The organism is Bacillus sp. 01N42_2, from assembly GCF_056399565.1.
This window is the reverse complement of record NZ_JBFTRO010000005.1, coordinates 189,344-213,218: the sequence shown is the minus strand read 5'-3', so window position 1 is coordinate 213,218 and position 23,875 is coordinate 189,344. Positions and strand designations below refer to the sequence as shown.

General features: G+C 47.5%; 32 protein-coding genes, 1 pseudogene and 1 riboswitch. Of the genes and pseudogenes, 20 read left to right on the top strand and 13 right to left on the bottom strand.

Annotation, left to right across the window (positions count from 1 at the left end; genetic code table 11):
* Nucleotides 1-115: 115 nt before the first annotated feature.
* On the bottom strand, nucleotides 116-658 hold the full coding sequence (locus AC1DN5_RS13340) for an MFS transporter (RefSeq protein WP_016938260.1): 543 nt from the start codon (nucleotides 656-658) through the stop codon (nucleotides 116-118).
* Nucleotides 655-2,091 (bottom strand): FAD-binding oxidoreductase, encoded by a 1,437-nt coding sequence (locus AC1DN5_RS13335; protein WP_366969564.1) that lies wholly within the window; start codon nucleotides 2,089-2,091, stop codon nucleotides 655-657. The genes AC1DN5_RS13340 and AC1DN5_RS13335 overlap by 4 nt, the downstream gene beginning before the upstream one ends.
* 220 nt (nucleotides 2,092-2,311) lie before the next feature.
* Between AC1DN5_RS13335 and fosM the strand changes: the two genes are divergently transcribed.
* Nucleotides 2,312-2,734 (top strand): FosM family fosfomycin resistance protein, encoded by a 423-nt coding sequence (gene fosM, locus AC1DN5_RS13330; protein WP_095240960.1) that lies wholly within the window; start codon nucleotides 2,312-2,314, stop codon nucleotides 2,732-2,734.
* An 84-nt stretch (nucleotides 2,735-2,818) separates the two neighbouring features.
* Here fosM and AC1DN5_RS13325 read toward each other — a convergent pair whose 3' ends face one another.
* Both AC1DN5_RS13325 and AC1DN5_RS13320 read right to left on the bottom strand, forming a co-directional pair.
* A complete protein-coding gene (locus tag AC1DN5_RS13325) occupies nucleotides 2,819-3,127 on the bottom strand; it encodes a metal-sulfur cluster assembly factor (protein ID WP_003155088.1) in 309 nt (102 codons plus the stop codon).
* A gap of 62 nt (nucleotides 3,128-3,189) precedes the next feature.
* A complete protein-coding gene (locus AC1DN5_RS13320; RefSeq protein WP_095240961.1) occupies nucleotides 3,190-3,957 on the bottom strand; it encodes a prolyl oligopeptidase family serine peptidase in 768 nt (255 codons plus the stop codon).
* Nucleotides 3,958-4,077: 120 nt separating this feature from the next.
* Between AC1DN5_RS13320 and AC1DN5_RS13315 the strand changes: the two genes are divergently transcribed.
* The 3 genes from AC1DN5_RS13315 (at nucleotide 4,078) to AC1DN5_RS13305 (ending at nucleotide 5,322) form a co-directional block, all read left to right on the top strand.
* Nucleotides 4,078-4,890: a Cof-type HAD-IIB family hydrolase gene (locus AC1DN5_RS13315; protein WP_045925313.1), complete on the top strand. Its 813-nt coding sequence runs from the start codon at nucleotides 4,078-4,080 to the stop codon at nucleotides 4,888-4,890.
* Between the two features lie 85 nt (nucleotides 4,891-4,975).
* Nucleotides 4,976-5,125 carry a hypothetical protein gene (locus tag AC1DN5_RS13310; protein ID WP_016938265.1) on the top strand — a complete coding sequence of 50 codons (150 nt, stop codon included), beginning with the start codon at nucleotides 4,976-4,978 and terminating at the stop codon, nucleotides 5,123-5,125.
* The gene (locus AC1DN5_RS13305; protein WP_013351795.1) at nucleotides 5,125-5,322 is read left to right on the top strand and encodes a DUF3813 domain-containing protein; all 198 of its coding nucleotides are present in this window, start codon (nucleotides 5,125-5,127) and stop codon (nucleotides 5,320-5,322) included. The genes AC1DN5_RS13310 and AC1DN5_RS13305 overlap by 1 nt, the downstream gene beginning before the upstream one ends.
* Nucleotides 5,323-5,358: 36 nt before the next feature.
* Here the strand turns inward: AC1DN5_RS13305 and AC1DN5_RS13300 are convergent, their stop codons facing one another.
* Together AC1DN5_RS13300 and AC1DN5_RS13295 are read right to left on the bottom strand one after the other, a co-directional pair.
* Nucleotides 5,359-5,820: a BsuPI-related putative proteinase inhibitor gene (locus tag AC1DN5_RS13300; RefSeq protein WP_016938266.1), complete on the bottom strand. Its 462-nt coding sequence runs from the start codon at nucleotides 5,818-5,820 to the stop codon at nucleotides 5,359-5,361.
* A gap of 14 nt (nucleotides 5,821-5,834) precedes the next feature.
* Complete coding sequence (locus tag AC1DN5_RS13295) at nucleotides 5,835-6,677, bottom strand: YitT family protein (RefSeq protein WP_366969566.1); 843 nt, start codon at nucleotides 6,675-6,677, stop codon at nucleotides 5,835-5,837.
* A 125-nt stretch (nucleotides 6,678-6,802) separates the two neighbouring features.
* On the opposite strand from AC1DN5_RS13295, the gene AC1DN5_RS13290 reads away from it, so the two are divergent.
* Both AC1DN5_RS13290 and AC1DN5_RS13285 read left to right on the top strand, forming a co-directional pair.
* Nucleotides 6,803-7,654, top strand: coding sequence for a DegV family protein (locus AC1DN5_RS13290; RefSeq protein ID WP_016938267.1), 852 nt, complete (start codon nucleotides 6,803-6,805; stop codon nucleotides 7,652-7,654).
* Nucleotides 7,655-7,703: 49 nt separating this feature from the next.
* Nucleotides 7,704-7,826, top strand: coding sequence for a hypothetical protein (locus AC1DN5_RS13285; RefSeq protein ID WP_016938268.1), 123 nt, complete (start codon nucleotides 7,704-7,706; stop codon nucleotides 7,824-7,826).
* A 169-nt stretch (nucleotides 7,827-7,995) separates the two neighbouring features.
* Here AC1DN5_RS13285 and AC1DN5_RS13280 read toward each other — a convergent pair whose 3' ends face one another.
* Nucleotides 7,996-8,892, bottom strand: coding sequence for a CvfB family protein (locus AC1DN5_RS13280; RefSeq protein ID WP_176465387.1), 897 nt, complete (start codon nucleotides 8,890-8,892; stop codon nucleotides 7,996-7,998).
* 99 nt (nucleotides 8,893-8,991) lie between these two features.
* On the opposite strand from AC1DN5_RS13280, the gene AC1DN5_RS13275 reads away from it, so the two are divergent.
* The 5 genes and pseudogenes from AC1DN5_RS13275 to AC1DN5_RS13255 all read left to right on the top strand — a co-directional run bounded on the left by AC1DN5_RS13275 (nucleotide 8,992) and on the right by AC1DN5_RS13255 (nucleotide 13,381).
* Complete coding sequence (locus AC1DN5_RS13275; protein ID WP_095240964.1) at nucleotides 8,992-9,483, top strand: YajQ family cyclic di-GMP-binding protein; 492 nt, start codon at nucleotides 8,992-8,994, stop codon at nucleotides 9,481-9,483.
* Between the two features lie 100 nt (nucleotides 9,484-9,583).
* A riboswitch (SAM riboswitch) is annotated at nucleotides 9,584-9,705 on the top strand.
* 89 nt (nucleotides 9,706-9,794) lie between these two features.
* On the top strand, nucleotides 9,795-11,636 hold the full coding sequence (locus AC1DN5_RS13270; RefSeq protein WP_366969567.1) for a bifunctional homocysteine S-methyltransferase/methylenetetrahydrofolate reductase: 1,842 nt from the start codon (nucleotides 9,795-9,797) through the stop codon (nucleotides 11,634-11,636).
* A 63-nt stretch (nucleotides 11,637-11,699) separates the two neighbouring features.
* Nucleotides 11,700-11,924: pseudogene (locus AC1DN5_RS13265) on the top strand (GNAT family N-acetyltransferase); the annotation flags it as partial.
* Nucleotides 11,925-12,107: 183 nt separating this feature from the next.
* Nucleotides 12,108-12,734, top strand: a complete 627-nt coding sequence (locus tag AC1DN5_RS13260) for a pentapeptide repeat-containing protein (protein WP_095240965.1) — start codon at nucleotides 12,108-12,110, stop codon at nucleotides 12,732-12,734.
* Nucleotides 12,735-12,886: 152 nt separating this feature from the next.
* The gene (locus AC1DN5_RS13255) at nucleotides 12,887-13,381 is read left to right on the top strand and encodes a DinB family protein (protein ID WP_366969568.1); all 495 of its coding nucleotides are present in this window, start codon (nucleotides 12,887-12,889) and stop codon (nucleotides 13,379-13,381) included.
* 190 nt (nucleotides 13,382-13,571) lie between these two features.
* Here AC1DN5_RS13255 and AC1DN5_RS13250 read toward each other — a convergent pair whose 3' ends face one another.
* On the bottom strand, nucleotides 13,572-14,435 hold the full coding sequence (locus AC1DN5_RS13250; RefSeq protein ID WP_366969569.1) for an AraC family transcriptional regulator: 864 nt from the start codon (nucleotides 14,433-14,435) through the stop codon (nucleotides 13,572-13,574).
* 122 nt (nucleotides 14,436-14,557) lie between these two features.
* Between AC1DN5_RS13250 and AC1DN5_RS13245 the strand changes: the two genes are divergently transcribed.
* A complete protein-coding gene (locus AC1DN5_RS13245; RefSeq protein WP_029575328.1) occupies nucleotides 14,558-15,925 on the top strand; it encodes an MATE family efflux transporter in 1,368 nt (455 codons plus the stop codon).
* Nucleotides 15,926-15,962: 37 nt separating this feature from the next.
* Here AC1DN5_RS13245 and AC1DN5_RS13240 read toward each other — a convergent pair whose 3' ends face one another.
* Nucleotides 15,963-16,706, bottom strand: a complete 744-nt coding sequence (locus tag AC1DN5_RS13240; protein ID WP_099745126.1) for a squalene/phytoene synthase family protein — start codon at nucleotides 16,704-16,706, stop codon at nucleotides 15,963-15,965.
* An 84-nt stretch (nucleotides 16,707-16,790) separates the two neighbouring features.
* Nucleotides 16,791-18,632, bottom strand: coding sequence for an asparagine synthase (glutamine-hydrolyzing) (gene asnB / locus AC1DN5_RS13235; RefSeq protein ID WP_099745125.1), 1,842 nt, complete (start codon nucleotides 18,630-18,632; stop codon nucleotides 16,791-16,793).
* A gap of 175 nt (nucleotides 18,633-18,807) precedes the next feature.
* On the opposite strand from asnB, the gene AC1DN5_RS13230 reads away from it, so the two are divergent.
* Nucleotides 18,808-19,350: a DUF2777 family protein gene (locus AC1DN5_RS13230; RefSeq protein WP_099745178.1), complete on the top strand. Its 543-nt coding sequence runs from the start codon at nucleotides 18,808-18,810 to the stop codon at nucleotides 19,348-19,350.
* Between the two features lie 249 nt (nucleotides 19,351-19,599).
* Here the strand turns inward: AC1DN5_RS13230 and AC1DN5_RS13225 are convergent, their stop codons facing one another.
* Complete coding sequence (locus tag AC1DN5_RS13225) at nucleotides 19,600-19,956, bottom strand: YisL family protein (protein ID WP_045925301.1); 357 nt, start codon at nucleotides 19,954-19,956, stop codon at nucleotides 19,600-19,602.
* A gap of 93 nt (nucleotides 19,957-20,049) precedes the next feature.
* Nucleotides 20,050-20,955, bottom strand: coding sequence for a fumarylacetoacetate hydrolase family protein (locus AC1DN5_RS13220; RefSeq protein WP_016938280.1), 906 nt, complete (start codon nucleotides 20,953-20,955; stop codon nucleotides 20,050-20,052).
* A gap of 215 nt (nucleotides 20,956-21,170) precedes the next feature.
* On the opposite strand from AC1DN5_RS13220, the gene AC1DN5_RS13215 reads away from it, so the two are divergent.
* The 7 genes from AC1DN5_RS13215 (at nucleotide 21,171) to AC1DN5_RS13185 (ending at nucleotide 23,534) form a co-directional block, all read left to right on the top strand.
* The gene (locus AC1DN5_RS13215; RefSeq protein ID WP_016938281.1) at nucleotides 21,171-21,389 is read left to right on the top strand and encodes an aspartyl-phosphate phosphatase Spo0E family protein; all 219 of its coding nucleotides are present in this window, start codon (nucleotides 21,171-21,173) and stop codon (nucleotides 21,387-21,389) included.
* 193 nt (nucleotides 21,390-21,582) lie between these two features.
* Nucleotides 21,583-21,804: a spore germination protein gene (locus tag AC1DN5_RS13210; protein ID WP_016938282.1), complete on the top strand. Its 222-nt coding sequence runs from the start codon at nucleotides 21,583-21,585 to the stop codon at nucleotides 21,802-21,804.
* 12 nt (nucleotides 21,805-21,816) lie between these two features.
* On the top strand, nucleotides 21,817-22,056 hold the full coding sequence (locus AC1DN5_RS13205) for a spore germination protein GerPB (RefSeq protein WP_016938283.1): 240 nt from the start codon (nucleotides 21,817-21,819) through the stop codon (nucleotides 22,054-22,056).
* Nucleotides 22,057-22,090: 34 nt separating this feature from the next.
* Nucleotides 22,091-22,708, top strand: a complete 618-nt coding sequence (gene gerPC / locus AC1DN5_RS13200; RefSeq protein ID WP_016938284.1) for a spore germination protein GerPC — start codon at nucleotides 22,091-22,093, stop codon at nucleotides 22,706-22,708.
* A complete protein-coding gene (locus tag AC1DN5_RS13195; protein ID WP_016938285.1) occupies nucleotides 22,705-22,881 on the top strand; it encodes a hypothetical protein in 177 nt (58 codons plus the stop codon). The genes gerPC and AC1DN5_RS13195 overlap by 4 nt, the downstream gene beginning before the upstream one ends.
* Entirely contained in the window at nucleotides 22,881-23,276 is a 396-nt protein-coding gene (locus tag AC1DN5_RS13190) for a spore germination protein GerPE (protein ID WP_016938286.1), read from the top strand. The genes AC1DN5_RS13195 and AC1DN5_RS13190 overlap by 1 nt, the downstream gene beginning before the upstream one ends.
* A gap of 39 nt (nucleotides 23,277-23,315) precedes the next feature.
* Nucleotides 23,316-23,534, top strand: coding sequence for a spore germination protein (locus AC1DN5_RS13185; protein ID WP_013351765.1), 219 nt, complete (start codon nucleotides 23,316-23,318; stop codon nucleotides 23,532-23,534).
* Nucleotides 23,535-23,572: 38 nt separating this feature from the next.
* On the opposite strand, the gene AC1DN5_RS13180 is transcribed toward AC1DN5_RS13185, so the two are convergent.
* A complete protein-coding gene (locus tag AC1DN5_RS13180) occupies nucleotides 23,573-23,872 on the bottom strand; it encodes an HNH endonuclease (RefSeq protein ID WP_188153886.1) in 300 nt (99 codons plus the stop codon).
* Nucleotides 23,873-23,875: the final 3 nt, after the last annotated feature.

Sequence of the window (23,875 nt, the reverse complement as noted above, 5' to 3'; positions counted from 1 at the left end):
TTTTTGTGAAATTATTTAACATTATAACATGAATAAAAATTAATTCAATTGTATATTTAATATTTTTTATTCATTTTCCATCTGTTTTTGCCGACAAAAAAACAGGCTGATTCAATCAGCCTGTTTTCTTCAGCATCATCAGCCCGCTTATAAAAAACAGCACAGAGCTTGCATAAAAAATAATGTGAACCGTAAAGAAGTCAGCGAGAAAGCCGCCCAGAATGATGGCGGCAGCGGAAAATACGGCCGTCCAAAAATGATAGCTGCCGACTTTTTTCCCCCGCTCCCCGCCGTCGGTGTAATCGGCGATCACTATTTTTTCGCCGTGTTTTTGCATGGCGCCGAACAGGCCCAAAAGCACCTGCACAACATAAACCTGGTGCACGCCGGTGATGTGCGGGAGCGTCAGGAGAAGCACCGCCATGCCCCACGAATTCGCCATAAGGAACCAGCGGGGATCAAGTCTTGCCGACAGCCGGCCGAGCAGCGGATGGATCAAAGCGCCGCTCAGGCCGAACAAGCCGTATGACAGACCGAATTGCGTGTAGCTGGAACCGATGTTTTTAATAAATAAAATATAAAAAGGAAAGATCAGGCTGCCGGCAAAAAAGACACTGCTCTGAGACAGGATCAGCCATTTTAAATGATTGTGTTTCATGATTTGTACCTCTGATAAAAATAATTCATAAATAAGTCATCGGGATCATACTTGCGCTTTTTCTGAAAGAACATGTCGGTCTTCGGATACGCCTTGCGCATCTGCTCTTTCGTTTGGTACAGCATATACGGCAGATAATAGCTGCCGCCGTGGCGCAATGCCGTGTCCGTCATTTTTCTGACGATCCGCGCCGCACTCGCCTGGCTGTCTTTTGAAAACCCTTCATTGATTAATAGAACGAGCGAAAACATATCATCCTTTGCATATGACAGGTCGGCTTTTTCATTTTTTTGCACGTAGCGGATCGTAATATTTACGAGATTGAGATCTTCGTGTGACAGCGCCGTGCGCAAATCATGAATGTACGGCGCAAATTCGCCGACGGGCACGAAGTATTCCTGAAGCACGTCGGTGTTGTCCGTGTTTTCATATTCCAAAAATTTCGATTCTGACCTCATGACATTATTCCTGGAGATTTTCACGCCGTTTTGGCTGAGAAAATAAGACTGCTGGGCCGACCAGAGCCAATTTCTTCCCCAGTCATACCGGCGGGAGAGGCCGAGCGCGAATTTCGTCAGCGCCGGATGCTCATCTTCTTTCAGGTCATTGTGCTGCTTTAATTCAGTCTGATTGTCTGAGAGCGTGTAATCAGTCACATACATATCGTGCAAAAAGCCTTTATCCCCTGTTGCGATCCGCGCAAGATGCATGCGCACGGCAGGATTGTGCTGTACATGCCGGGTAAAATATTGACTGTATGTATCAGCGTTCATGCGTTTCGTTTTCATTTCGTACAGCTCATCATCTGTCAGCTCAATATCTGCGTCAAGAATCACACCGAACAGGCCGTACCCGCCGATGACGGCTGAAAACAGGTCATCTTTCGGGGTGACCGTAACGATTTTGCCGTCCGCCTTTAAAAGATGAAACGATTTAACCGTATCAATCAGCGAGCCGTACCGGATATCCCTGCCGTGAGCGTTGGCGCTCAGTGAGCCGCCGATCGTAAAAATATTTTGCGACTGCATGACCTTTACCGCGAGCCCGTACGGATTGACATACCGCTGAATATCATTCCACGTCGCTCCCGCCTGCACTCTGATGATTTTTTTCTTTCGGTCGAGACCGAGTATTTTGTTGTACCCAGTCATGTCGAGAACGATACCGTCTTCATAATACGTCTGGCCGCCCATTGAATGCTGGGCGCCTGCGATCGAGATCTTCAGATGCTTTCTCTTTGCTTCCTTAATCGTTTCGACCAATGTTTCTTTCTCTTTTCCTTTGACCGTCTGCTTAATTTTCACCGGCATGAGACGGCTGACATCCGTCATTGTTTCCGCCTGCTGATGCCGCTCTTTGTGGAAGACAGAAACAGCGAACAGCGCCGTATAAACTAGGATGCTAAGGATAATGAGAAGTATTTTTTTCTTCATATGTTCCTCCCTCGCGTGCAGCCGGTCTATTATATCACGACTTCCGCCCTCTTTTTTCCTTTTTATCCCGATACCGAAAAAAACCCCGAATGCTGGAACACTCGGAGTTTTTTAGTGATTTGCCCTTTTTTCCGCACGCCGGCCTGCAGCGACCGCCGAAAATTTTTTTAGTTGGTATATACTCTTTATATATAATAAACATGTTAAATGAGGTGGGAACGTGAACATAAAAGGAATCAATCATCTTCTTTTTTCTGTTTCAAATTTGGAAAAATCCATAGAATTTTATGAAAAAGTATTTCATGCACAGCTCCTGGTTAAAGGGCAAAAAACAGCATATTTTGATCTGAATGGGCTTTGGCTTGCGCTGAACTTAGAGGAAGATATTCCAAGAAATGAAATACATAAATCCTACACACATACGGCTTTTTCAATTGATCCAAGCGATTTTGATGCAATACATCAAAGGCTGGAAAATCTAAATGTAAATATATTAAACGGACGGCCCAGAGATAAGCAGGATCAAAAATCAATTTATTTTACTGATCCTGATGGACATAAATTTGAATTCCACACAGGCACACTCCAAGACAGACTGTCCTATTACAAGAAAGATAAACCCCATATGACGTTTTATATATAAAGGTTTTTTTACTTGTAAATGCAGACAAAAGAAAAGCACCTCCAAACTTTAGGAAGTACCTAAAATCCGGGGTGCATTTTCTTATTACTGAATCCCTAATGCGATTTTCGCGTAGCGTGACATTTTGTCTCTCGTCCACGGCGGATTCCAGACGATGTGAACCTCGGTCTCTTTTACATCCGGAATGTCAGCGAGCGCTTTTTTCACCTCGTCGACGATGATCGGAGCGAGCGGGCACCCCATTGATGTCAGTGTCATTGTAACGTGCGTCAGGCCGTCGTCATCCATATCGACGTCGTATACGAGGCCGAGGTTGACGATATCGACGCCGAGCTCAGGGTCAACGACCTGCTCCAAGGCGCCCATGATGTTTTCTTTTAATGCTTCTTCCACGTTCCATCACTCCTTTTTCCTCAGTATAACGTAAAAACGGCTTTTGTTAACACCTTTGTGCTTTATAAATGCTTATCGAACCAGGCGACTGTTTCTAAAACGGCGTATCTCGGGACTTTATGATCAGCCCGTTCGTCTTTCAGAAACTGAAGATGCTCCGGCCGGCTGCTGTAATGCGGTTTAATCGCCTCATAAAAGCCTCGGGTCGGTGCATACGGAACGACTTTGTCTTGAACGCCGTGCCAGAACAGCAGCGGGCGGCTGCGGAGTTTTTCCGGTTCCAGACTGAGATCGAACTGTTTGAGCCGCGCAAACAGTTCATCGACCTGTTCTTTTGTGACGTCAATGTCGATATTCTGCTTTTGAATGTGGTCAATCTGCTGCTGAAAAAATGCCGTGTAGTTCGGGCTTCCCATCAGACTGACCCCGGCTTTGACCCAATCATACGCAGCCATCGCGCCGAATGTCGTTATCCCGCCCATTGACGTGCCCGCAAGACCGATCCGCCCGTCTTCAATCAGACCGCGCGTTTCATAATCCTTTTTCAGCACGTCAAGCTCCTCGATTTCATTTAATACAATGTCCCAAAAATGGACGGCGAGCTCTTCCGCTGACAGCTGTTCAGCGCGTTCACCGTGGTAAAGAGCTTCCGGCAGCACGGCTCTGAAGCCCTTTTCAGCAAGCAGGTAAGCGAAATGAAGATTATGTTCCTTCGCGCTTGTAAAACCGTGAATAAAGAAAACAAGGGGAGCGGGACGGTCCCGATTTTCTTCTTTTACAATATGTAAAAACGGAATGCCTGATACGGTTTGATGATCAATAAGAATCACGTTGACTCCCTCCTTAGGATAACCATAATCATAAGTGTAACATGTAGACAATAAAGATGGTAAAAAGCTACACTGTACATAAGATAAAAACAGCAAATCATATGACAAAAGGAGTTATTTATGGAGACAAAACCTTATCTCATCGCCTTAGATCTGGATGGAACATTATTAAAAGATGATAAAACCATTTCCCCTGAAACGGCACGGACGATTCAGACGCTGAAAGAAGCGGGCCATCATGTCTGCATCTCAACCGGCCGCCCTTTCCGTTCCAGTTCGATGTATTATGACGAGCTTGGGCTGACAACACCGATTGTCAATTTTAACGGGGCGTTTGTCCACCATCCGAAAGACGAGTCATGGGGACGCTACCATACGTCTTTATCTGTCGATGTGGTCAGACAGCTTGCCGAACTTACAGAAACCTATCAAATACATAATGTGCTCGCTGAGGTCATTGATGATGTGTATTTTCATTATCATGATGAGCATTTAATCGAGGCGTTTCATATGAATACGGCGAATGTCACGTTCGGTGATCTGCGTGAAACGGTCAAAGAGGATGTGACGTCCGTATTGATTCACGCGAAGGAAGAGGACGTGGCGGACATACGCGCGCATTTATCCGATGTGCACGCCGAGGTCATTGACCACAGAAGATGGGCAGCTCCGTGGCATGTGATTGAAATTATTAAACACGGGATGAATAAAGCGGTCGGATTGAAGAAAATCAGCGACTATTACCAAGTGCCGAGAGAACGGATCATCGCGTTCGGCGACGAAGACAACGATCTTGAAATGCTTCGGTTCGCCGGGTGCGGCGTCGCGATGGGAAACGGCACGGATGAAGTCAAACAGGCTGCTGACCGCGTCACGGGTTCAAATGAAGCGGACGGAATCGCCGGGTTTTTAAAATCCTATTTCTCCCTATGAGATTTTCCCGCTCATAACCCGAAGCCTTCCGCCCATACTAAAACAGACGACTCATCTCGTCTAAATATGGAAGGGGGACATTGCAATGGGTAAACGAAACAAATCAAAACGGTTTATTCAGCAAGGCAAGGACTCTGTCAGTCTTCATGACGCAAGATTTCCATATCGGTCTACATTAGAGGAAGCACAGCATGATGCAGCAAAAGACGCAGCCGAAAGACAGGTTGACTTTTAATGAGAAACGAACTGTTCTCTCAAGCCAAGTCATTTGTCCAGCAGGCTGTCATGATTGCTAATGGTTTCGAAGACGGCGACCGGGAAAAAGCTGTCTCACGCGCCAAAAATGCCGTGTCTTCCGCGTACGCCAATTCGACGGATGCAGAACGTCAGCAGCTGCACCAATTTCAGGATCAGCTGGAGAAATTGCAATAAAAAAAGGCGCCCCGTCTGGACGAGGGCGCCGCTTTTTTATTTTACTTCAAATGTTTTTACCGTTTTCAGTCTTTTTCCGATCTGATCGGACTTTCCTAAAAACGTCACGGTGACCGTGTATGTCCCCGGTCCGGACGCGTTTTTCCACACATCTGAAAAGTCATACGTTTCATTCGGCATTAAGGTCATGGTCTGAAACGCCTGGGTAAACATTCTGTCTTTTGAATAGCGGTACAGTTCTTTGTTCTGTTGATCATGTACGGTCAATTCGAATTTCTGCCCTGAGCTGAATGTGAAATCAATCGGACTTTCGCTTTTGTTTTTTAAAGACATTTGAAATTCGATCTGCTGATCCGTCTGCACAGGATTTACGGCTAATTCCGCTTGCTGTTCATTCATCTCTCCGGATACCTCCTCAGCGGGCTCCTTCTGCCCGGATTGACTGCTGCACCCGATCAGTAAAATGACCGGTAATAACAGGCCAAACAGCCACTTCATTCTATCCGCTCCTATCAGTCTTTTCTGAAGAAACCAAAGATCCCCGTCGTTTGCACGATGTTTGTGAAGGCTTTCGGGTCGACCTCTTTCACGATTTTCTCAAGATTATACAATTCGTACCGCGTGATGACGATAATCATCATTTCTTTCTGTTCGTTTGTGTAAGCGCCTTTTGCCGGCACCGTCGTAATGCCGCGGACCATTTTTCCGTAAATCGCTTCTTTGATTTCATCGGCTTTTTTCGTAACGATCATAGCGGTCAGTTTCATGTGGCGGGTATGAATGGCGTCAATCACCCTTGTTGTGACATAAAGAGCGACAAGGGTATATAATGCTTTCTCCCATCCTTGCAATAATCCTGCCGTCAAAATGATAATCCCGTTCAAAATGAAGAAATACGTGCCGACCGGTTTATCCTTCCATTTGGCCAGCACCATCGACACGATATCAAGACCCCCTGTAGACGCGCCGAATTTCAGCGTTAAACCGATGCCGATGGCTGAGATGACTCCTCCGAATACGGTATTCAGGAGAATATCGTGCGACAGTCTCATTTCCGGGAGAATTCCCATAAAGACGGACGTCAGCGCTACACTTAATATGCTGTATACAGTGAATGATCTGCCGACTTTCAGCCACCCTAACACACCGATGGGAATGTTTAAGAGGAACATGAGAACTCCTGTCGAAATATAAAAAGGGGCGTATTGATCAACGACGCTTGACAGCAGCTGGGCGACACCGGTAAAACCGCTGGCATATACATTCGCCGGTATCAGAAATAAATTCAGCCCCGCCGCATATAGAAACGCGCCGATGACGACGATTGCTAATTTTTTTACTTGTTCAAGTACCATGGCTTGCTCCTCCGCTCATTTTCATTATTAGCTTTTCCCTTAAAACAAAGTTTTGAACACTATTTTGCCACATTTATATGATATAGTTGGCATCACTCTCACCAAATGGAAAGAAGGGAATTATGATGACAGTTCACCTTATTGCTGACAGCGCCTCTGATCTGCCGAAATCTTACATTGAAGAAAACCGGATCGGGTTCATTCCGCTGCACGTAACACTCGACGGAAACGAATATGAGGACGCGGTCACTATTCAGGCGGATCATATATTTCAAGCGATGCGGGATGGGAAAGTCCCGAAAACATCCCAGGCATCACCGGATACGATAAAAAAAGTATTTTTACAATACGCGGAACTGGGAGAGCCGGCGATTTACATTGCCTTTTCTTCAGGTCTTTCCGGCACTTATCAGACGGCCGTGATGGTCGCCAATGAAATCAAAGAGGAATTTCCCGATTTTGATTTACGGATTGTAGATTCCAAATGTGCTTCATTGGGATGCGGCCTCGCGGTGATGCATGCGCAAACACTCTGTGTTAACGGGAATACAATACAAGAAATCGAAACGTCTGTAAAGAACTTTTGCGCACGGATGAAACATATATTTACGGTCGATGATGTCGCTTATCTCGCGCGGGGCGGCAGGATTTCAAAAACGTCCGCTTTTGTCGGCGGGCTTTTGAACATCAAACCGATCCTGCATGTGGCTGACGGCAGACTCGTGCCGCTCGAAAAATTGCGCGGACAGAAGAAACTGTTTAAACGGATTTTAGAAATGATGAAGGAAGAAGGCGGCGATTGGCCGGATCAAGCGGTCGGAATCAGCTATGCCGACAATGAAGAGACGGCGCTTCGCATGAAAGAGATGATTGAAGATGCGTTCGGTCCGAAAGAGATCATTCTTCATTCAATCGGTTCCGCCATCGGCGCCCACTCCGGGCCGGGAACGCTCGCGATTTTTTTCCTGAAGCCATAATTTCCAATGCCGGCGGGCATCCTATCGTAAAGAAGGGAGGCTTTGCCGCATGAAAGATGATGACAAAAAACCGCTGGATAATAACGCCTTAAATCAAAAAAAGAACCGGCTTGCCGAAAAAAACCGGCAGGCGGGAAAAAACCAGAATTCAAAAAAACCGGACCATCTGTAAATGCAAAACAGCCCTCTTACCTTGGAAAAAGAGGGCTGTTTTTCTGTACGGCCATAAGTGCGCCCGTTACAAAGTAACCCGGCGGACCTGATAAATAAATACAGGATACAGCGGATTTTGAGGAAATAAAAAACATCGGTTTTTGTTCACCGATGTTTTTGCAGAACATTTATTGTTTTTCGTATGTCCAGCCGTTTTCCTGATACACTTTGCCGTTTTTCATCAGGTGCCCGAGCGCCCGCTTAAAGGCGGCTTTGCTTAAATGAAACCGTTCGCGGATATCGTCAGGATGGCTTTTATCTCCGTAAGGCATTGCGCCGTTTCTTGATCTCAGATAGGTCAGAATCTCTTCTGCGTCAACCGAAAGCGCGTCCTGCTTTCTCGGCAGCAGCGACATGTTGACGGAGCCGTCTTCCTTCACCTCGATGACACGCCCTGTCACGCGGCTGCCGAGTCTCGGCTCATCTTTTCTTTCTGAAGGGTGAATAAACGCGCGGATGCCTTCATCTGTAATCAGAAAAGAGCCAGATGCGATCAGTCTGTACACCGTGCCTGTCAAGTCTTTATTCATGACGTCTTCCTCTGCATCCGTAAATAATTCACTGATGATATCCTCAGGCGCCGGCTTGGCAAACATGCGTCCGCGGCTTGTCACCTTCAGCATGCAATACAGTCTGTCGCCTTTTTGGGGCCAGACGGATTTGTACGGAGGAAGATGCTCCGTTGCGACAAGCGCGTCTTTCGACAAACCGACGTCGACGAATACGCCCATATCTTCCACTGCGTCCGTCACTTCCACCCATCCGTAATCATAAAAGCTGATGAGCGGCTTTTTCATTGTCGCCGCGAGTCTTTCCTGATGGTCGACGTAAATAAATACGTCCACTTCATCTCTGTCTTCGATATCCTCCGTGATTTCACTGTTATGTAAAAGAACCGTATCCTCGCCGTCCGTTAAAAAATAACCGAAATCGGTCTGGTGATCTATACTAAGCGTGAGCTGCTGCCCTGGTTTCATGTTATCGTCCTTCCTGCTTCGCCCGTCAGAGGCTGATGTTTTTCTCATTTTTTCCAATTCGCACAAATTCATGCTTTGTGCTGTTGGACATTTCTCTTTATTCTACTATAATCAACACATAAGTGAAATGTTATAGGAGGTTTTCTCATGGCAAAAGAAAGTTCTTTTGATATTGTATCCAAAGTTGAATTTCCTGAAGTGCAGAATGCGATTCAGATGACGCTGAAAGAAATCGGCACGCGCTATGACTTTAAAGGATCTAAAAGCAATGTGACTTTAGAAAAGGAAGAACTTGTTCTGATTTCTGATGATGAGTTTAAATTGAATCAGCTCAAGGATGTGCTGAGCGGCAAGCTGATTAAACGGGATGTGCCGACGAAAAACATTGAATACGGCAAAATCGAAAATGCATCGGGAGGCACGGTGCGCCAGCGCGCGAAGCTTGTACAGGGCATTGATAAAGACAACGCAAAAAAAATCAACGCGGTGATTAAAAACTCCGGCTTGAAGGTTAAGTCGCAGATTCAGGACGACCAAGTGCGCGTCACCGGAAAAAATAAAGATGATCTGCAGCAGGTTATTGCAGCCGTCCGCGGAGCAGACCTGCCGATTGACGTTCAATTTATTAATTTCAGATAAATTATGTGATTCCTATTGATTATTGTCTCTATTTTCGGTAAATTTGGAGAAAGGGATTTTCACAGTTAAGTTTTGGAAACCCATGACAATTACATGAACGTTCTTATCAAGAGAAGCCGAGGGACTGGCCCGACGACGCTTCAGCAACCGGTGTAGTGGTTTACCCAAACCATGACCAAGGTGCTAAATCCAGCAAGCTAAAAACAGCTTGGAAGATAAGAAGAGAGACAAATGATTACAAAGTCTTCTTCTTAAGAAGACTTTTTTTATTTCTCTTTTTTCCTTGCTGAATGTGATGAAGGAGGCAAACAATGGGACTATTACAAGACTTAGAAGAACGGATTTTAATCGGAGACGGCGCGATGGGCACTCTCCTCTACTCCTACGGCATTGACAGATGTTTTGAGGAACTGAATGTATCTAAGCCCGATGAGATCAAGCGGATACATAAGGCATACGTGGAAGCCGGTGCAGATATCATCCAGACGAACACGTACGGCGCGAATTTTATTAAGCTCTCCAGATACGGCCTTGAGGATGAAACGAAAAAAATCAATCAGGAGGCGGTCAAAATCGCGCGCGCTTCCTCAGACGGCGCTTATGTATTGGGAACGATGGGCGGCATCCGCACCTTTAACAAAAACGCCTACAGCCTTGAAGAGATTAAACGCAGCTTTCGGGAGCAGCTTTATTTATTGCTGCACGAAGAGCCGGACGGCCTGCTTTTGGAAACATACTATGATTTAGAAGAGGCGCGCGAAGTGCTGAAGATCGCCAGAAAAGAAACGGAACTTCCGATCATGCTGAACGTATCCATGCACGAACAGGGCGTGCTTCAGGACGGAACGCCGCTTCGGGAAGCTCTCAGGTCAATTGCCGATCTCGGCGCTGATATAACGGGAATCAATTGCCGGCTCGGCCCGTACCACATGATTGAAGCGCTGACAGAAGTGCCGATTTTCCGTGACGCTTATTTATCGGTCTATCCGAACAGCAGCCTTCCGTCCTTAGAAGAAGGCCGGCTTGTTTATGATACGGACGATGCCTATTTCCGGGAAAGCGCCGTACAATTCCGCACTCAGGGCGCTCGCATTATCGGCGGCTGCTGCGGCACGACGCCCAACCATATCAGAGCCATGGCTGAAGCGGTTCGCGGACTTTCACCGGTCACTGATAAAGAAGTGAAAATCAGACGGGAAGAAGAAGTCATCTCCGTCCGGGATGAACGGACCGAGCCGGGTTTAAACGAAATCGCCGCGCAAAAACGGTCAATTATCGTAGAGCTTGACCCGCCAAAAAAATTGAATTTTGACAAATTTCTGCAAGCGGCGGCTGAATTAAAGGAAACCGGCATAAAAGCGCTGACGCTCGCCGACAATTCATTGGCGACACCGAGAATCAGCAATGCCGCCTGCGGTTCATTGCTGAAAGAGCGCCTTGATATCCGTTCTCTCGTCCATATTACATGCAGAGACCGCAACATCATCGGCCTTCAGTCACATTTAATGGGGCTGGATACGCTCGGGCTTACCGACATTTTAGCCATCACCGGCGATCCTTCAAAAATCGGCGACTTTCCGGGGGCTACCTCCGTCTATGATTTAACGTCCTTTGACTTGATCAGGCTGATTAAACAATTCAACGAGGGCATTTCTTTATCGGGGAAACCGCTCGGCAAGAAAACAAACTTTTCCGTAGCCGGGGCGTTTAACCCGAATGTCCGTCATTTGGATAAGGCCGTAAAACGGCTGGAGAAAAAAATCGAGTGCGGCGCTGACTACTTCGTGTCTCAGCCTGTCTACTCAGAGCAGCAGCTCATTGACATTCATCATGAAACAAAACATCTCAAAACACCGGTGTATATCGGAATCATGCCGTTAACGAGCAGCCGCAATGCAGAGTTCATTCATCATGAAATCCCGGGCATTAAGCTGTCTGACAGCATCCGCGAAAAAATGGCGCTCGCCGGCGAAGACAAACGGAAGCAGAAAGCCGAGGGCCTCGCCATCGCCAAGTCGCTTCTTGACACGGCGTGTGAACTGTTCAACGGAATTTATTTAATCACCCCGTTTCTCCGTTCTGATTTGACGTCAGAGCTCGCTGCTTATATTAAGCAAAAGGATGAAAAGCGGGCCGATGTATATTTACATTGATAATCAAGAGGCCGCCTGATGTGACAGGCGGCTTTTTATCACAGCAGAAGACACGGCGTACCGCGCGGCATGGCGGCGCTTGAGGAATATCGGACGCAAAAAGCGCGAAGCACGTTAATCGCTCATGCAGAACGGAAACTGGCCGGAATGGGGGCGGCGCTTGTCTGGTGCAACGCCAGATGTCACGTAAAGGGATATTACGAAAAGCTCGGCTGGCAAAGCACCGGCGGCCCCTTTGACATACCCGGCATCGGCCCCCATGTGATCATGTATAAAGAACTCTCCTGAAACAGAAAAAGCCCCCAGAGAAGCATCCTCTGAGGGCTTTTTCATCAGCTTCCGTATTGACGCCTCTCCGCTTTTTTATTACCCTTTGTTCATGAAGCAACATGCAATTCGGCAAGGACACCGGGTATGAAACGATATCTGTCAACTGCTGATCAGCTATTTTTTATGAAAAGGGAGTATGAGATGAATACGATCCAAAAACCGAAAATCCCGAAAGAGCTGCCGGTGCTTTCTTTCGCTGAAGCGCTTCAAGACGATCAGATCAAAGAAGCCGTCATTGAAAACGGCATCATAAGCGGCAAACTGCACGGCCTGCGCGCCGAAAAAGTCATTTTCAGAAATACCGTTTTTACAGATGTCTCTTTCAGACATATGGAATGTACGGATGTCTTGTTTGAAAAATGTGATGTTTCAAACGCAGATTTCAGCGGAAGCATCATCCACAGAACGGTCTTTCAGCATTCAAAACTTCTCGGCTTGAATCTGGCAGATTCCGCCATGCGCAACGTACGGTTTGAAGACTGCCTCGCAAATTACAGCTCCTTCAGCTATTCCAATATGAAGCATGTCCGGTTCGACATGTGCGCTCTTACAGAAAGCGAGTGGAATGATGCCGCGCTTGAACACACAGATCTTGAGGCATGTGATCTGAACGGCGCAAACTTCATCGGCACGTCCCTTTTTAACATGGATATCAGCACGTGCACATTTGATCACCTGCATGTCTCACTTGAGAAGCTGAAAGGATGCCGAATCTCTCCGGCGCATGCCGTTACATTCGCAGAAGCGCTCGGAGCCATTGTGACGTGACCTTTTATCAAACGAAACGGCGGATACAGGAGGCCGGCTGCTCGGCATTGGTGATGTGGGGTGCGGCTTTTTATTTTGCGGCGCTTTTGCTCAGATAAAAGGAATTCTCCCAAGCTATGTTGAATGTATCGAAAGGAAAAGGGGGAATTGGAGTGTCAGACATTGTAAAGCTTTATCACTATCACAGATGGGCGAATAAGGAAGTCATCCAGCATCTGAAGACCGTGCCCGCGGCAAGCTTACAGCAGAAACTGCAAAGTGTTTTTCCGACTGTGAACGCCGTGCTTGTGCATATATACCGGGCTGATTTCATCTGGCTTCACGTGCTTTACGGAGAAACTTACGAACAAATCGTCTCGCAATTTGACCAATTTGAAAAGCTCGGCGGAGATTTTGCGGCGATTGAACATAGAATGACTGAGCTGGACAAAGAATACAATGAATTTTTAAGAAAATTGGAGACCCCGGAAAGTCCGATCTCCATTTCCCATCCGCGTCTGGGATCGCTCCAGACGACATATGCCGATGTGATCCGCCATGTTGTGAATCATGGCACATACCATCGCGGCAATATAACGGCGATGCTTCATCAAATGGGGTATAAAGGCGTGCCGACTGACTACATTTTTTTCTCATACGAATCATAAAAAAGCAAAGGCCAGCTGAGCCTTTGCTTTTTCACTTCGAATCTATCATCATCCGGCATAGCTGGAAGCGCCCGGGGTAAGCTTTACAGGCCTTCAAGTTTTAAAAGATTCCTTGGCTGCGATCCCGATTTCTAAGTTAATCGTGGCATCGGCATGCTTGCTGATCCCTCTTCTGTTCCCTGGTTTTAGGTCAGTCCGTTTTCCGGCTTACGAATTTGCGGTATTCAAGCGGCGAAATGCCTTCAATCTGTTTAAACAGCTTAGAAAAGTAGGTCGGGTCCTCCATGCCGATGGCGTCCGCAATCGCCCCCATTTTATCATTGGTTGCGGACAAAAGACGCTTCGCCTCCGTCATTCTGACTTTGTTCGTATACTGGCCGGGCGTGACGCCGAGCACCTGCTGCATACAGCGGGTCACATAGTCTTGATTGTAATGAAGAGCTGAAGAGAGCGCTTTGATGGTTGTTTTCTCCTGATAGTGCTCCTGCAGGTACCGGGCGGCCTCCCATGCGACTCTTTCCTTTGCGGACGGGATTTGGAACGCTTCCTTTTGAAGGTGAAGCAGCAGCTCCTCAAACAAAATTTGCTTTCTCAGCGGCAGGTCGGAGTTCTCAGTGCTGTCATCTGTCAGGACACTGAATTGCCCGGCCATAAACTGCGGGCGTCTCACTTTTCCTTTTTGCGGCAAGGACAGGCGGTAGCGGGCCGGCTCTTCAAAACTGCCTTTTTTCCGCCTCAGCTCCGCCCAGTTGTTACCCGCTGTTTCCGTCACCTCATAATCCGCTCCCTCAAAATGAAGCCACGAATAGGAGGTCGTTTCTTCACTGCCTTTTGTTCCGTAATGTTCAAGGCCTGGAGAGAGCAGAATATATTCTCCGGCTTCAACGGAAAAGGCGTTTTCGCTTTCTGTAATGTGAAGGACGCCTTCTTTCACATACAGCAGATCAAACACCGGAAAGACCCGTCTCACATGGGTTTCGCCTTTTTTGAACACCCCTTCTCCCGCAGCGATAAAGACCGGGAACGGAGGGACTGTGAACTCGAGAAAGGTCATATTTTCGGCCCTCCTTTTTAAGTCGGATTTTTGCAAGAAGTTTCGTTTCTCTCCCTTTTTATTATAAGAAAATGGAGGTACACTGTTAAACGTTGATTTTGTCAGGAAAGGGGTTAAAAGAAATGAAACAAGCGATTTTAAAACGGGCTGCATTCAAACAATCTTCTGATCACAAACTCTCATTATACGCGCTGACTTGGCCGATTTTTATTGAGGTTTCATTATATATGTTTATGGGAAACGCCGACACTCTTATGCTTAGCCAATACTCTGACAACAGTGTGGCGGCCGTGGGCGTCAGCAATCAGATCTTAAATTTAATTATCGTGATGTTCAGCTTTATCGCAACGGGTACAACAATTGTAATTTCGCAGTTTTTAGGCTCTAAACAGAAAAAAGAAGCGCAGGAAGTGGCTTATGTATCGATAGGAGCGAACTTCGTCATCAGTCTCGCCATCAGCGCCGCCGTGTTTTTCGCGGCCGTTCCGCTGCTTCATGTCATGGGTCTTTCCGATGAATTGATGCCGGATGCCAAAGTCTTTTTGCAGGTGGTCGGCGGGCTGTCATTTATTCAGGCACTGATTATGACGTTCAGCGCCATTTTAAAAAGCTACGGCCATACGAAAGATACGATGTTCGTTACGATCGGGATGAATATATTAAATATTGCCGGAAACTTTCTTGTCATTTTCGGGCCGCTCGGCCTGCCGGTGCTGGGCGTCGCCGGAGTTGCGATGTCAACGTCCATCGCGCGGATCATCGGACTGATCGCGATGATTGTGATCGTCAAAAAACGCATCGGACTCGGTCTGACATGGAAAAAGATCTTTCACGTTCATAAAGAGCACTTGCGGAAACTCCTGAAAATCGGGATTCCGTCTGCAGGTGAACAGCTGTCTTATAACATTTCACAAATGGTTGTCACTTATTTTATCGCCATTATGGGCGCCCAGGCGCTTACAACAAAGGTATATACACAAAACATCACCATGTTTATCCTGCTGTTCGGAACGGCGATCAGCCAAGGCACCCAGATTTTGATCAGCAGGTACATCGGCGCCAAACAGTTTGACGACGCTTATGACCGCTGTATGAAAAGCCTGTACTGGGCGCTTGGCATTGCCGCTATGACATCGGTTATCATGACCTTGTTTTCAAAGCAGCTGATCGGAATTTTCACAAGCAGCCCTGATATTATTGCGACGGCGAGCATGCTGATTGCCATGACGATCATTCTTGAGCCCGGCCGTTCATTTAATGTCATTATCATCAACTCGCTCCGGGCTGCCGGAGATGCAAAATTCCCCGTCTATATGGCGATGATTTCCATGTGGGGCATCGGTCTGCCTCTCGCTTACCTGTTCGGCATCCATTTCGGATTGGGTCTTATGGGGATTTGGATTTCATTTATCGCGGATGAATGGGTCAGAGGCATTCTCATGTACAGAAGATGGCGGTCACGGATTTGGATTCAAAAAGGGATTGCATAAACGCCCGAAGCTTCATTATGAAGCCGGGGCGTTTTTTTTATGCTTGAGAAAGCCGTTTTCTCATGCCTTCGAGCTCTGACCGGTAATGAGTCAGCAAACCGGTAACGGCGGGCCTTGAGTATAACGGAAACAGCTCCAGCTCTTCAGACGCCTCCTCAAAATACGCCTCGGCTTCGAATGCGATATACTCCCATACATTCACAAAAGCTTTGTTGATCGTGCAGTTCTCCAGCTCTTCTTCCGTATAGCCGAATTGCGCCATCACCTGACGCGGAAGGCGCTTTTTCATCCGCTCATCCGCACAGACCCCGATGAGAACCCGGCTCAGCTGAATGGCAGCTCCTAATGAAACGGCTGCATGGCGGAGTTTCTCTTGATTTCGGCGAGCGCAAACCGGCAGCAGAAGCAGGCCGAGGGCTCCGCCTGTTTGGCCCGCGTACATCAGCAGGTCGTCAAACTCTTGGCAGGTCTCTTTTTCTCTGTCAGACCTTTGGCCGGCGATAAACTCACGTAACGGTTCTTCTTCGAGCGCAAATTGCTGCCTCACATCGGCGAGCGCTTTCCACAAAAAGCCGTCGGCGCCTGTCCCGTTCATAAAGTCTTGTGCTGCCTGTTCAAATCCCTCAAACTCCCGGACATCCGCAAGCTGCTCAGCTTCATGAAACAAAGCCAGCACCGCCCACGCGGCCTGTCTGTTTTTTGGCGGCAGGGATGAAAAGATCCGTTTATATAAAGGAAAGTGCGCCTCGGCAAGCTGCGCGCATGTTTCGTATTCGGTCATGATATCACTCCTCTGTTTTTTAGTGTACCATATGTTTCACAATAAAAAGACCGATATCCTCAGCGGAAACCGGTCGCGGCACTGTTATTCTTCTATATCGATACGGTACGCCTCAAACCATGTATGGATCTGGGCAAGATGGGCGATCAGCTGCGGGCCTTTCATCAGCTGGCCGAACCACGGAACCTGAAAAGACGACCCCTCTGTCTCCAGCAGCATTTCCAGCTTCTTTCTGTCCAGCAGGGTGTGAAGCACGGAATCTTTATGCTGCAAAATCGTTTTCAGCCACTCTGTGACTCCTTGCGTGTATTTCGGATGATGGGTTTTCGGATACGGGCTTTTTTTGCGGTACAGAACCTCTTCCGGAAGCAGCCCTTCAAGCGCCTTCCGCAAAATGCCTTTTTCCCGGCTGCCGTGCATTTTCATTTCCCAAGGGATGTTCCAGACGTATTCTACAAGTCTGTGATCGGCGAACGGCACCCGCACTTCCAGACTTGCCCCCATGCTCATGCGGTCTTTGCGGTCGAGCAGATTTGTCATAAACCAAAGCATATTTAAGTAGAAAAGCTGCCGTCTCGCTTTGTCTGTTCCCGTCTCACCGTCTAACAGCGGCGTTTCCGCAATGGTTTCTTCATATCTCGCATTCACGTATTCTCTTAGGTTCAGCCGTTTTTGCCATTTTTCGTCCAAGAGGGTGATTCTCTCCTCAGTGGATCTCATCCAAGGAAATCCGTCTTCTTCCGCCGCGGTGTGAAACCATGGATATCCGCCGAAAATTTCGTCCGCGCATTCCCCGGAAAGACTCACGACAAAATCTTTTTTAATTTCACGGCAGAACCACAGCAGCGAGGAATCAACATCCGCCATGCCCGGCAGGTCTCTGACGAGAACGGATTCCTCCAGATGTTCAACCAGCTCATCCTGCGTAATCACACACTTATGGTGCTGTGTGCCGAATGCAGCTGTCATTTTATCGATCCACGGGCCGTCATCATTCGGCTGAAATGAACTCGCTTTAAAGAATTTGCCGTTCTCCTCATAATCAATGGAATAAGTATGGAGGGGATCTCTGCCTTCTTTCTCAAAATGAGCGGCGGCTATCGCGGTAATCGCGCTCGAATCAAGCCCCCCGGACAAAAACGTGCAAACCGGCACGTCAGATACGAGCTGGCGCGTTACTGCATCCTGAAATAAGTACCGAATGTGAGCTGCAGTGTCATCGAAGCTGTCTGTATGCTTTTCGCTTTTTACATTCCAATAACGCCATATGGACAAACCGTCCTTTGAAAAAGTAAACGCATGAGCGGGACGAACTTCGTGAATTCCTTTAAATACCCCGCAGCCCGGTGTTCTGGACGGCCCGAGCCCGAAAACTTCCGCAAGTCCGCTGCTGTCTGTGCGGGCTTTCACATCCGGATGGGCAAGGATGGCCTTCAATTCCGATCCAAACAGAAAGGAAGAGCCGTGTTCTTTATAAAAAAACGGTTTGACGCCGAGCCGGTCTCTTGCCCCAAACAGCCGCTCCCGTTTTTCATCCCAGATGGCAAAAGCGTAAATACCGTTTAAGCGGTCAACGCACTCCTCCCGCCACTCAATATAGCTGTGCAGCAGCACTTCTGTATCAGAGGTCCGTTCAAAACGGTGGCCCCTCGCCTGCAGCTCCCTCCGCAATTCTTCCGTATTATACAGCTCGCCATTATAAATGATGGTGTACGTTTCCCCTTGATGCGTGCAGCCCATCGGCTGGCGGCCGCCTTCAATATCAACGACCGAAAGTCTTTTATGTCCGAATAAAACATGGGGCTCTCCCCAGACGTTTGAATCATCAGGCCCTCGTTTTGAAAGAGTGTCTATCATATTGTTCATAATATGTTTCTCTTGGACGAGCTGCTTTTGAAAATCGACCCAACCCGCAATTCCACACATGTGATATCAGCTCCAATCCCGTTTCTGTCGGTATCAAATTCGTTTCTATCAGCACTTTACCCAGTTTATGCAAAGAAACGCAGATAGTTGATTTGTCCCACTAAGAGTTGTATGAGACAAGCCTGATTTGGAAAGAACGGAAGAGAAGAAACAAACAAAGGAGACCGGCACGGATATGAAACGAAAACAGCTTTTCTCAGAAAAAAACAAATGGGGGCGCGGCACTCTGATAATAGAAGACGGCATCTGTCTCGTCGAAAACGATGAGGGTGATATCCTGCTGGCAGACAGTCTAGGAAACGCAGCCGTCTTGATGAAACGTGACGGCAGATGGCAGCCGGCCCAGATTCACGGCACTTCAGCCGAAATTGGCGCAGACACGGTTGCCCTGTTCGGCGGAGAAGAGATCCGGTATGAGAAGGCAGTCAAACGGCCGCTGTTAACCTTGCTCGATTCGCTGGACGATGAAACGTTTCTGCTGTTTCTCAGCCATCTGCACGGGTTCGGCCTGTCTGTATATGATTGCGTATTTTCCTACAATCAGCCGCTGTTTTCCGGTGACGGGGTCTCGTTTTATCACTTTTCGGCAGATGACGCCCAATGCGCCCTGCAGCATCACCGCGGCAGCCCGGGTAAGCATGACAGATTTGAATGGACGGCATCTGACGGGCGGCGCTCCATTATGTATTCAGCGGCCAAACACGGCGGAACAGCGTAAAAAACAGGCGGTGCCTTTTAAATAGGTGCCGCCTGTTTTTTACGCTGATTGACGCCCGGCGTTTGCTTTTACCCTTCACAGCCGTAGTTTTGCGGTCACAAGAGTGATTGACGCTTTTGGCATCCTGCACATCTCCTTTGCTTCATCAACATCCTCCTGTCACGGCATTTCTCATTCAGCGGCCCAGTTGCGCAGAATGTATGCATAAATAAGAAAACCCGGATTGCATCCGGGTTTTCAAGCGATTGATTAAAATATGTGAAAGCCGATCGGCAAGTGAAGGCCGAGAAGCACCGTCAGGATAAGCACGATAATAAAACCGATCCACAGTCCTCCAGTCGATTTGCCTTTTTTCTTGCGGATGACGAGCATTTCCATCAGTCCGATGGTAATGATGCCGAGCAGCATTTTTCCGGCGTACTCTCCGTTCCAATTCGCAAAACGGACAAACAGTTCAGCGCCGGTCAGAATAATAATAATGTAGAATAAGCGCAGAATCATATGCGTTATTTTTGCGCCCTTCGCTTTTCCGGAGCCGTATAGCCCGTAGCTGACAAACACCAGGATAAGCGCAACGACCCATGAAGTAATATGCCAATGTGTCATTATGTTCAATTCCCCCTATCAGATCAATCTGCCTCACTTATGGTACCACAACAAGCCGCTGTGAGCATAATCATTCTCAAGAAAAACACTCAATTATCCGATTTGGTTCGACAGCGTGCCGATCGGTTCAATTGTAATGTCAATGCGGTCTCCCGGCTGTAAAAATGTCGGCGGCTTAAATCCTTTCCCGACACCGGACGGCGTCCCCGTCGCGATAATGTCCCCGGCTTCAAGCGTCATTCCTTTTGACAGCGTCTCGATTAATTCAGCAATCGGAAAAATCATGTCGCCCGTTGATCCTGATTGGCGCAGTTCCCCGTTGACCCGCGTTTCAACTTGCAGGCTTTGCGGATCACTGACAGCTGACTTATGTACAATAACCGGTCCCATCGGGCATGTCGTATCAAGGCTTTTGCCGATGAAAAACTGTTGATGCTTTTTCTGCAGATCGCGCGCTGTTATATCATTTACTATGGTATAGCCGAATATATGATCGAGCGCATGTTCTTTGGAGATGTGCGATCCGCTTTTTGATATGATAACCGCAAGCTCCCCTTCATAATCAAGCTGCTCTGTTACGTCCAAGTGGCTTTTCACCGTTTCTCCGTGACCCGTAACGGCGGTCGGGGCTTTTGTAAAGACCATGGGATGCTCCGGGATATCCGCCTCGCTTCCCATTTCAACGGCATGATCACGGTAATTTTTCCCGATGCAGATCACGTTCTTTGAAGGTCTCGGAATAGGCGCGCAGAGCTTCACGTCAGACAGCGCATACATAAATGAGCCGGACTCATCATTCGGTTTTTTCGCCCATTCCGCAAGCTGTCCGGCATGATTGACAAACTTTTCCCCCTTTTGAATGCACTCGATCAGCGAACCCGGAATCGTCTCAAGTTCAAACAGTTTCTTTTCAGCCTTTTGCAGATCTAAGATTTTGTCATCATCAATGATCAGACCGACAAATTTCCGGCTGTTCAGTTCCCCTGTCGCAAATTTCATGTTAATCCCCCATCATTTTTAAATCTGGCATCTTTATGTATTCTTTCTTCAGGCGGGAAATTCCTCTTTTGAACAGGCTGAAAATCATCGTAAAAGAGTATCAAAAATTGTCACTTTTTTAGTCATATTGACGAAATAAAACCTTCCCAGCCAAAATAGGTTATACTATTCTCATCCTATGTTTTCCAAAATAATCGAGAATTGGAGATCGCACGATGAACAGAAAAATTGAAGAAAAAAGATTGACTTTATTCGAGACAGCGCAAAAATTCGGAATCAATGCGACGGAGACCATCAGGTGCAGCCAGGAGCTGGACAGCCTCTTAAACGGGTGCCGGGGCGGGCTCATCCAACAAACGAAAGACGGCGGGATGAACCCGGCCGCACAGATTCAGCCGGATTACACAGCAGGAAAAAAACAGGCTTTCTCATAAACATGATATGTATATAGATCTGAACCATTTGTTTTTTAAGACCCGGCATGCGTAAAGCGCCGGTGTTTTTTTATGTCTAAAGTTTTTTCCGCTCACAAAAATGTGCGTTTGTCATAAGCTATATTAGGCAGGCATCCCAAATAAGCTCCTGGAGTGTATTCCATTAAAATCTTCACGAAAAGGATGTGCTCGTATGCCCGCAATTGTCGGAGCGTTTAAAATTAATGCCGTCGGTACGAGCGGAGTCGTTCATATAGGCGACTGCATCACCATTTCTCCAAAAGCAGAGGTTAAGACATTTGCCGGAGCGGGCAGCTTTAATACCGGAGACAATCTCACACTGACGAATTACAGGAATACAACGAATGTGTACGATAATGATGTAATCGATCAGCCGATGGCAGGTAACGCATAAAGGAGGCGCCGTATGAATTTTTACGTCAATCAGTCGATCCATATCAATTACATGCGTGTAGAATCTGTCAGCAATTCCTCCATACTGCAAATCGGGAGCGCCGGTTCAATTAAATCTCTTTCCAATCTGTATAACACAGGGAGTTATGCAGAGCCGGCGCCGCCTGTCACCGCGGGGCAGCAGACTGTAACAACAGGGGGAGGCCCCGGCGCCTCATCATTTGTACCGCTTCAGCCACCGCTAAGTCGGTAGTTTAATGAAAGAAACGAGACGCGAGGTGAATGTCATGTATGATCAATCGGTTTCATCCTACCTGCAGAATTTAAATTCCTTCGTCCAGCAGCAGGCGCTTCAGATTCAGGAGCTCGAACGGCAGCTGAAAGAATTTCAGAGTGAAATATCAACGCTGAAACAGCAGCCTTCCACAAGGATTGATCGGCTCGAGTATAAATTTGATCAGCTGAAAATTGAACGGCTGGAAGGAACGCTGAATATCGGATTGAATCCGACTGATCCGAATGCCGTGCAAAATTTTGAAGTCGGCCAGACATCTCCGCAGGTCGGAATGATGCAGCAGGAACAGGCGGGCCAGCAAATGCAGCAAATCCGTCAAAACGTCGATATGTACCTGAATGAAGAAATCCCCGTGCTGTTAGAACAGCTCGAAACACAGTATGAGAGCAGGCTGGACGAAACGAACAAATATCATATTATAGAAGATATCAGAAAGCAGATGGACAGCCGGATTAAGTATTATCTGTCCCAAGTCCCGAAAGAAGAAAACACGCCGCCAGCGCAATACGCCGAGCAGATTGCCGAACACGTGAAGCGTGATATTGTCAGGGCCGTCGAGCATTTTATTAAACACATACCAGGTGAAATGAAAGGTGATGATCCGTCATGATTTTTACAGTGATTAACCGGAATATTGAAGTCGGCGACATCCGGTCTACCGGTGTTTCCAGTTCAGCCTTATTATTAATCGGCGATACCGATTCCGTCTATCTGTCCTCCATCTTTGACACGCCTCCGGAATCCCTCATTATCGGGCCTCTTGTGCCGCTGGCGCCGGAATAATGTTACATCGGATTTCACGCCTCAGAAGCGCCAAAGTCAATGCAATCGGGATGGGGAGTGTTTTTCAAGCAGGCGATTCGAATGAAATCAATATGAAGGTCAAAGTATTGGCCGATCAGCGCAGTGTTGCTGTATACAGAGACGATGAGGGCTCGTTTAACACAAAAGAATACCAGATCTTTCGGCAGCCGGCCGTCATGCCGTTACCGGAAACGGGGGTTCAAAGTGCATTCAGCCATGAAAACCCTTCGATTCGGGTAAGAAATGTGAAAGTCCAAGGGGTAACGTCAGCGTCCGTGGTTCAAATCGGATCGACGTCGGTCGTGCTGGGCGATTCGAGGCTGAAACATATTAGGCAGATCGAGTCACCGAGCTCACAATCGCCGCAGACTTGACATATAATGACGGTGAGACTTCTATAAAGGGTGTCGTTTATGCCAGCAATTACCGGACCTATAGCTATCAATTCCATATCGGGCGGAGTCGTAAACTTTGGTGATTCCTTTTACCTTTCTCCAAAAAGCTCTTCTAAATCTGCGCTCGGTTCGGGAGCAGGCAATACCGGAGATTTCCTGTTATTAAACAACGTTGTCAATGCGACAAACTATATAGACCCCGATGTCAGCGATCAGAATGTGGCCGGAAACGCATAAAAAGCAGCCGCTCTTTAAAGAGAGGGCTGCTTTTTTGTTCAGCGTTTTTTTCGTTCTTTTGCTTTTTTTGTTTTCACAAGCTTTTCCGGCGGCTGTTTTCTGATCCATTTCACAAACCGCGCAAGTTTCGGATCATGCCGCAGCTCTTCTATTCCCGCAAGCCTTGCCGCAAGCTCCCGGTTCGTATAAAGGGCGTGAATTTGTTTATGGCAAGGGATGCAGAGCATTGCGGTCGGAAGGAATGTCCCGCCTTCTTCCTTAGGCGTCAAGTGGTGCTCTGTCAGCCGCACATGGCGGCGGCCGCATAATTCACATGTGCCTTCGGCAGAATCGGCCATAAT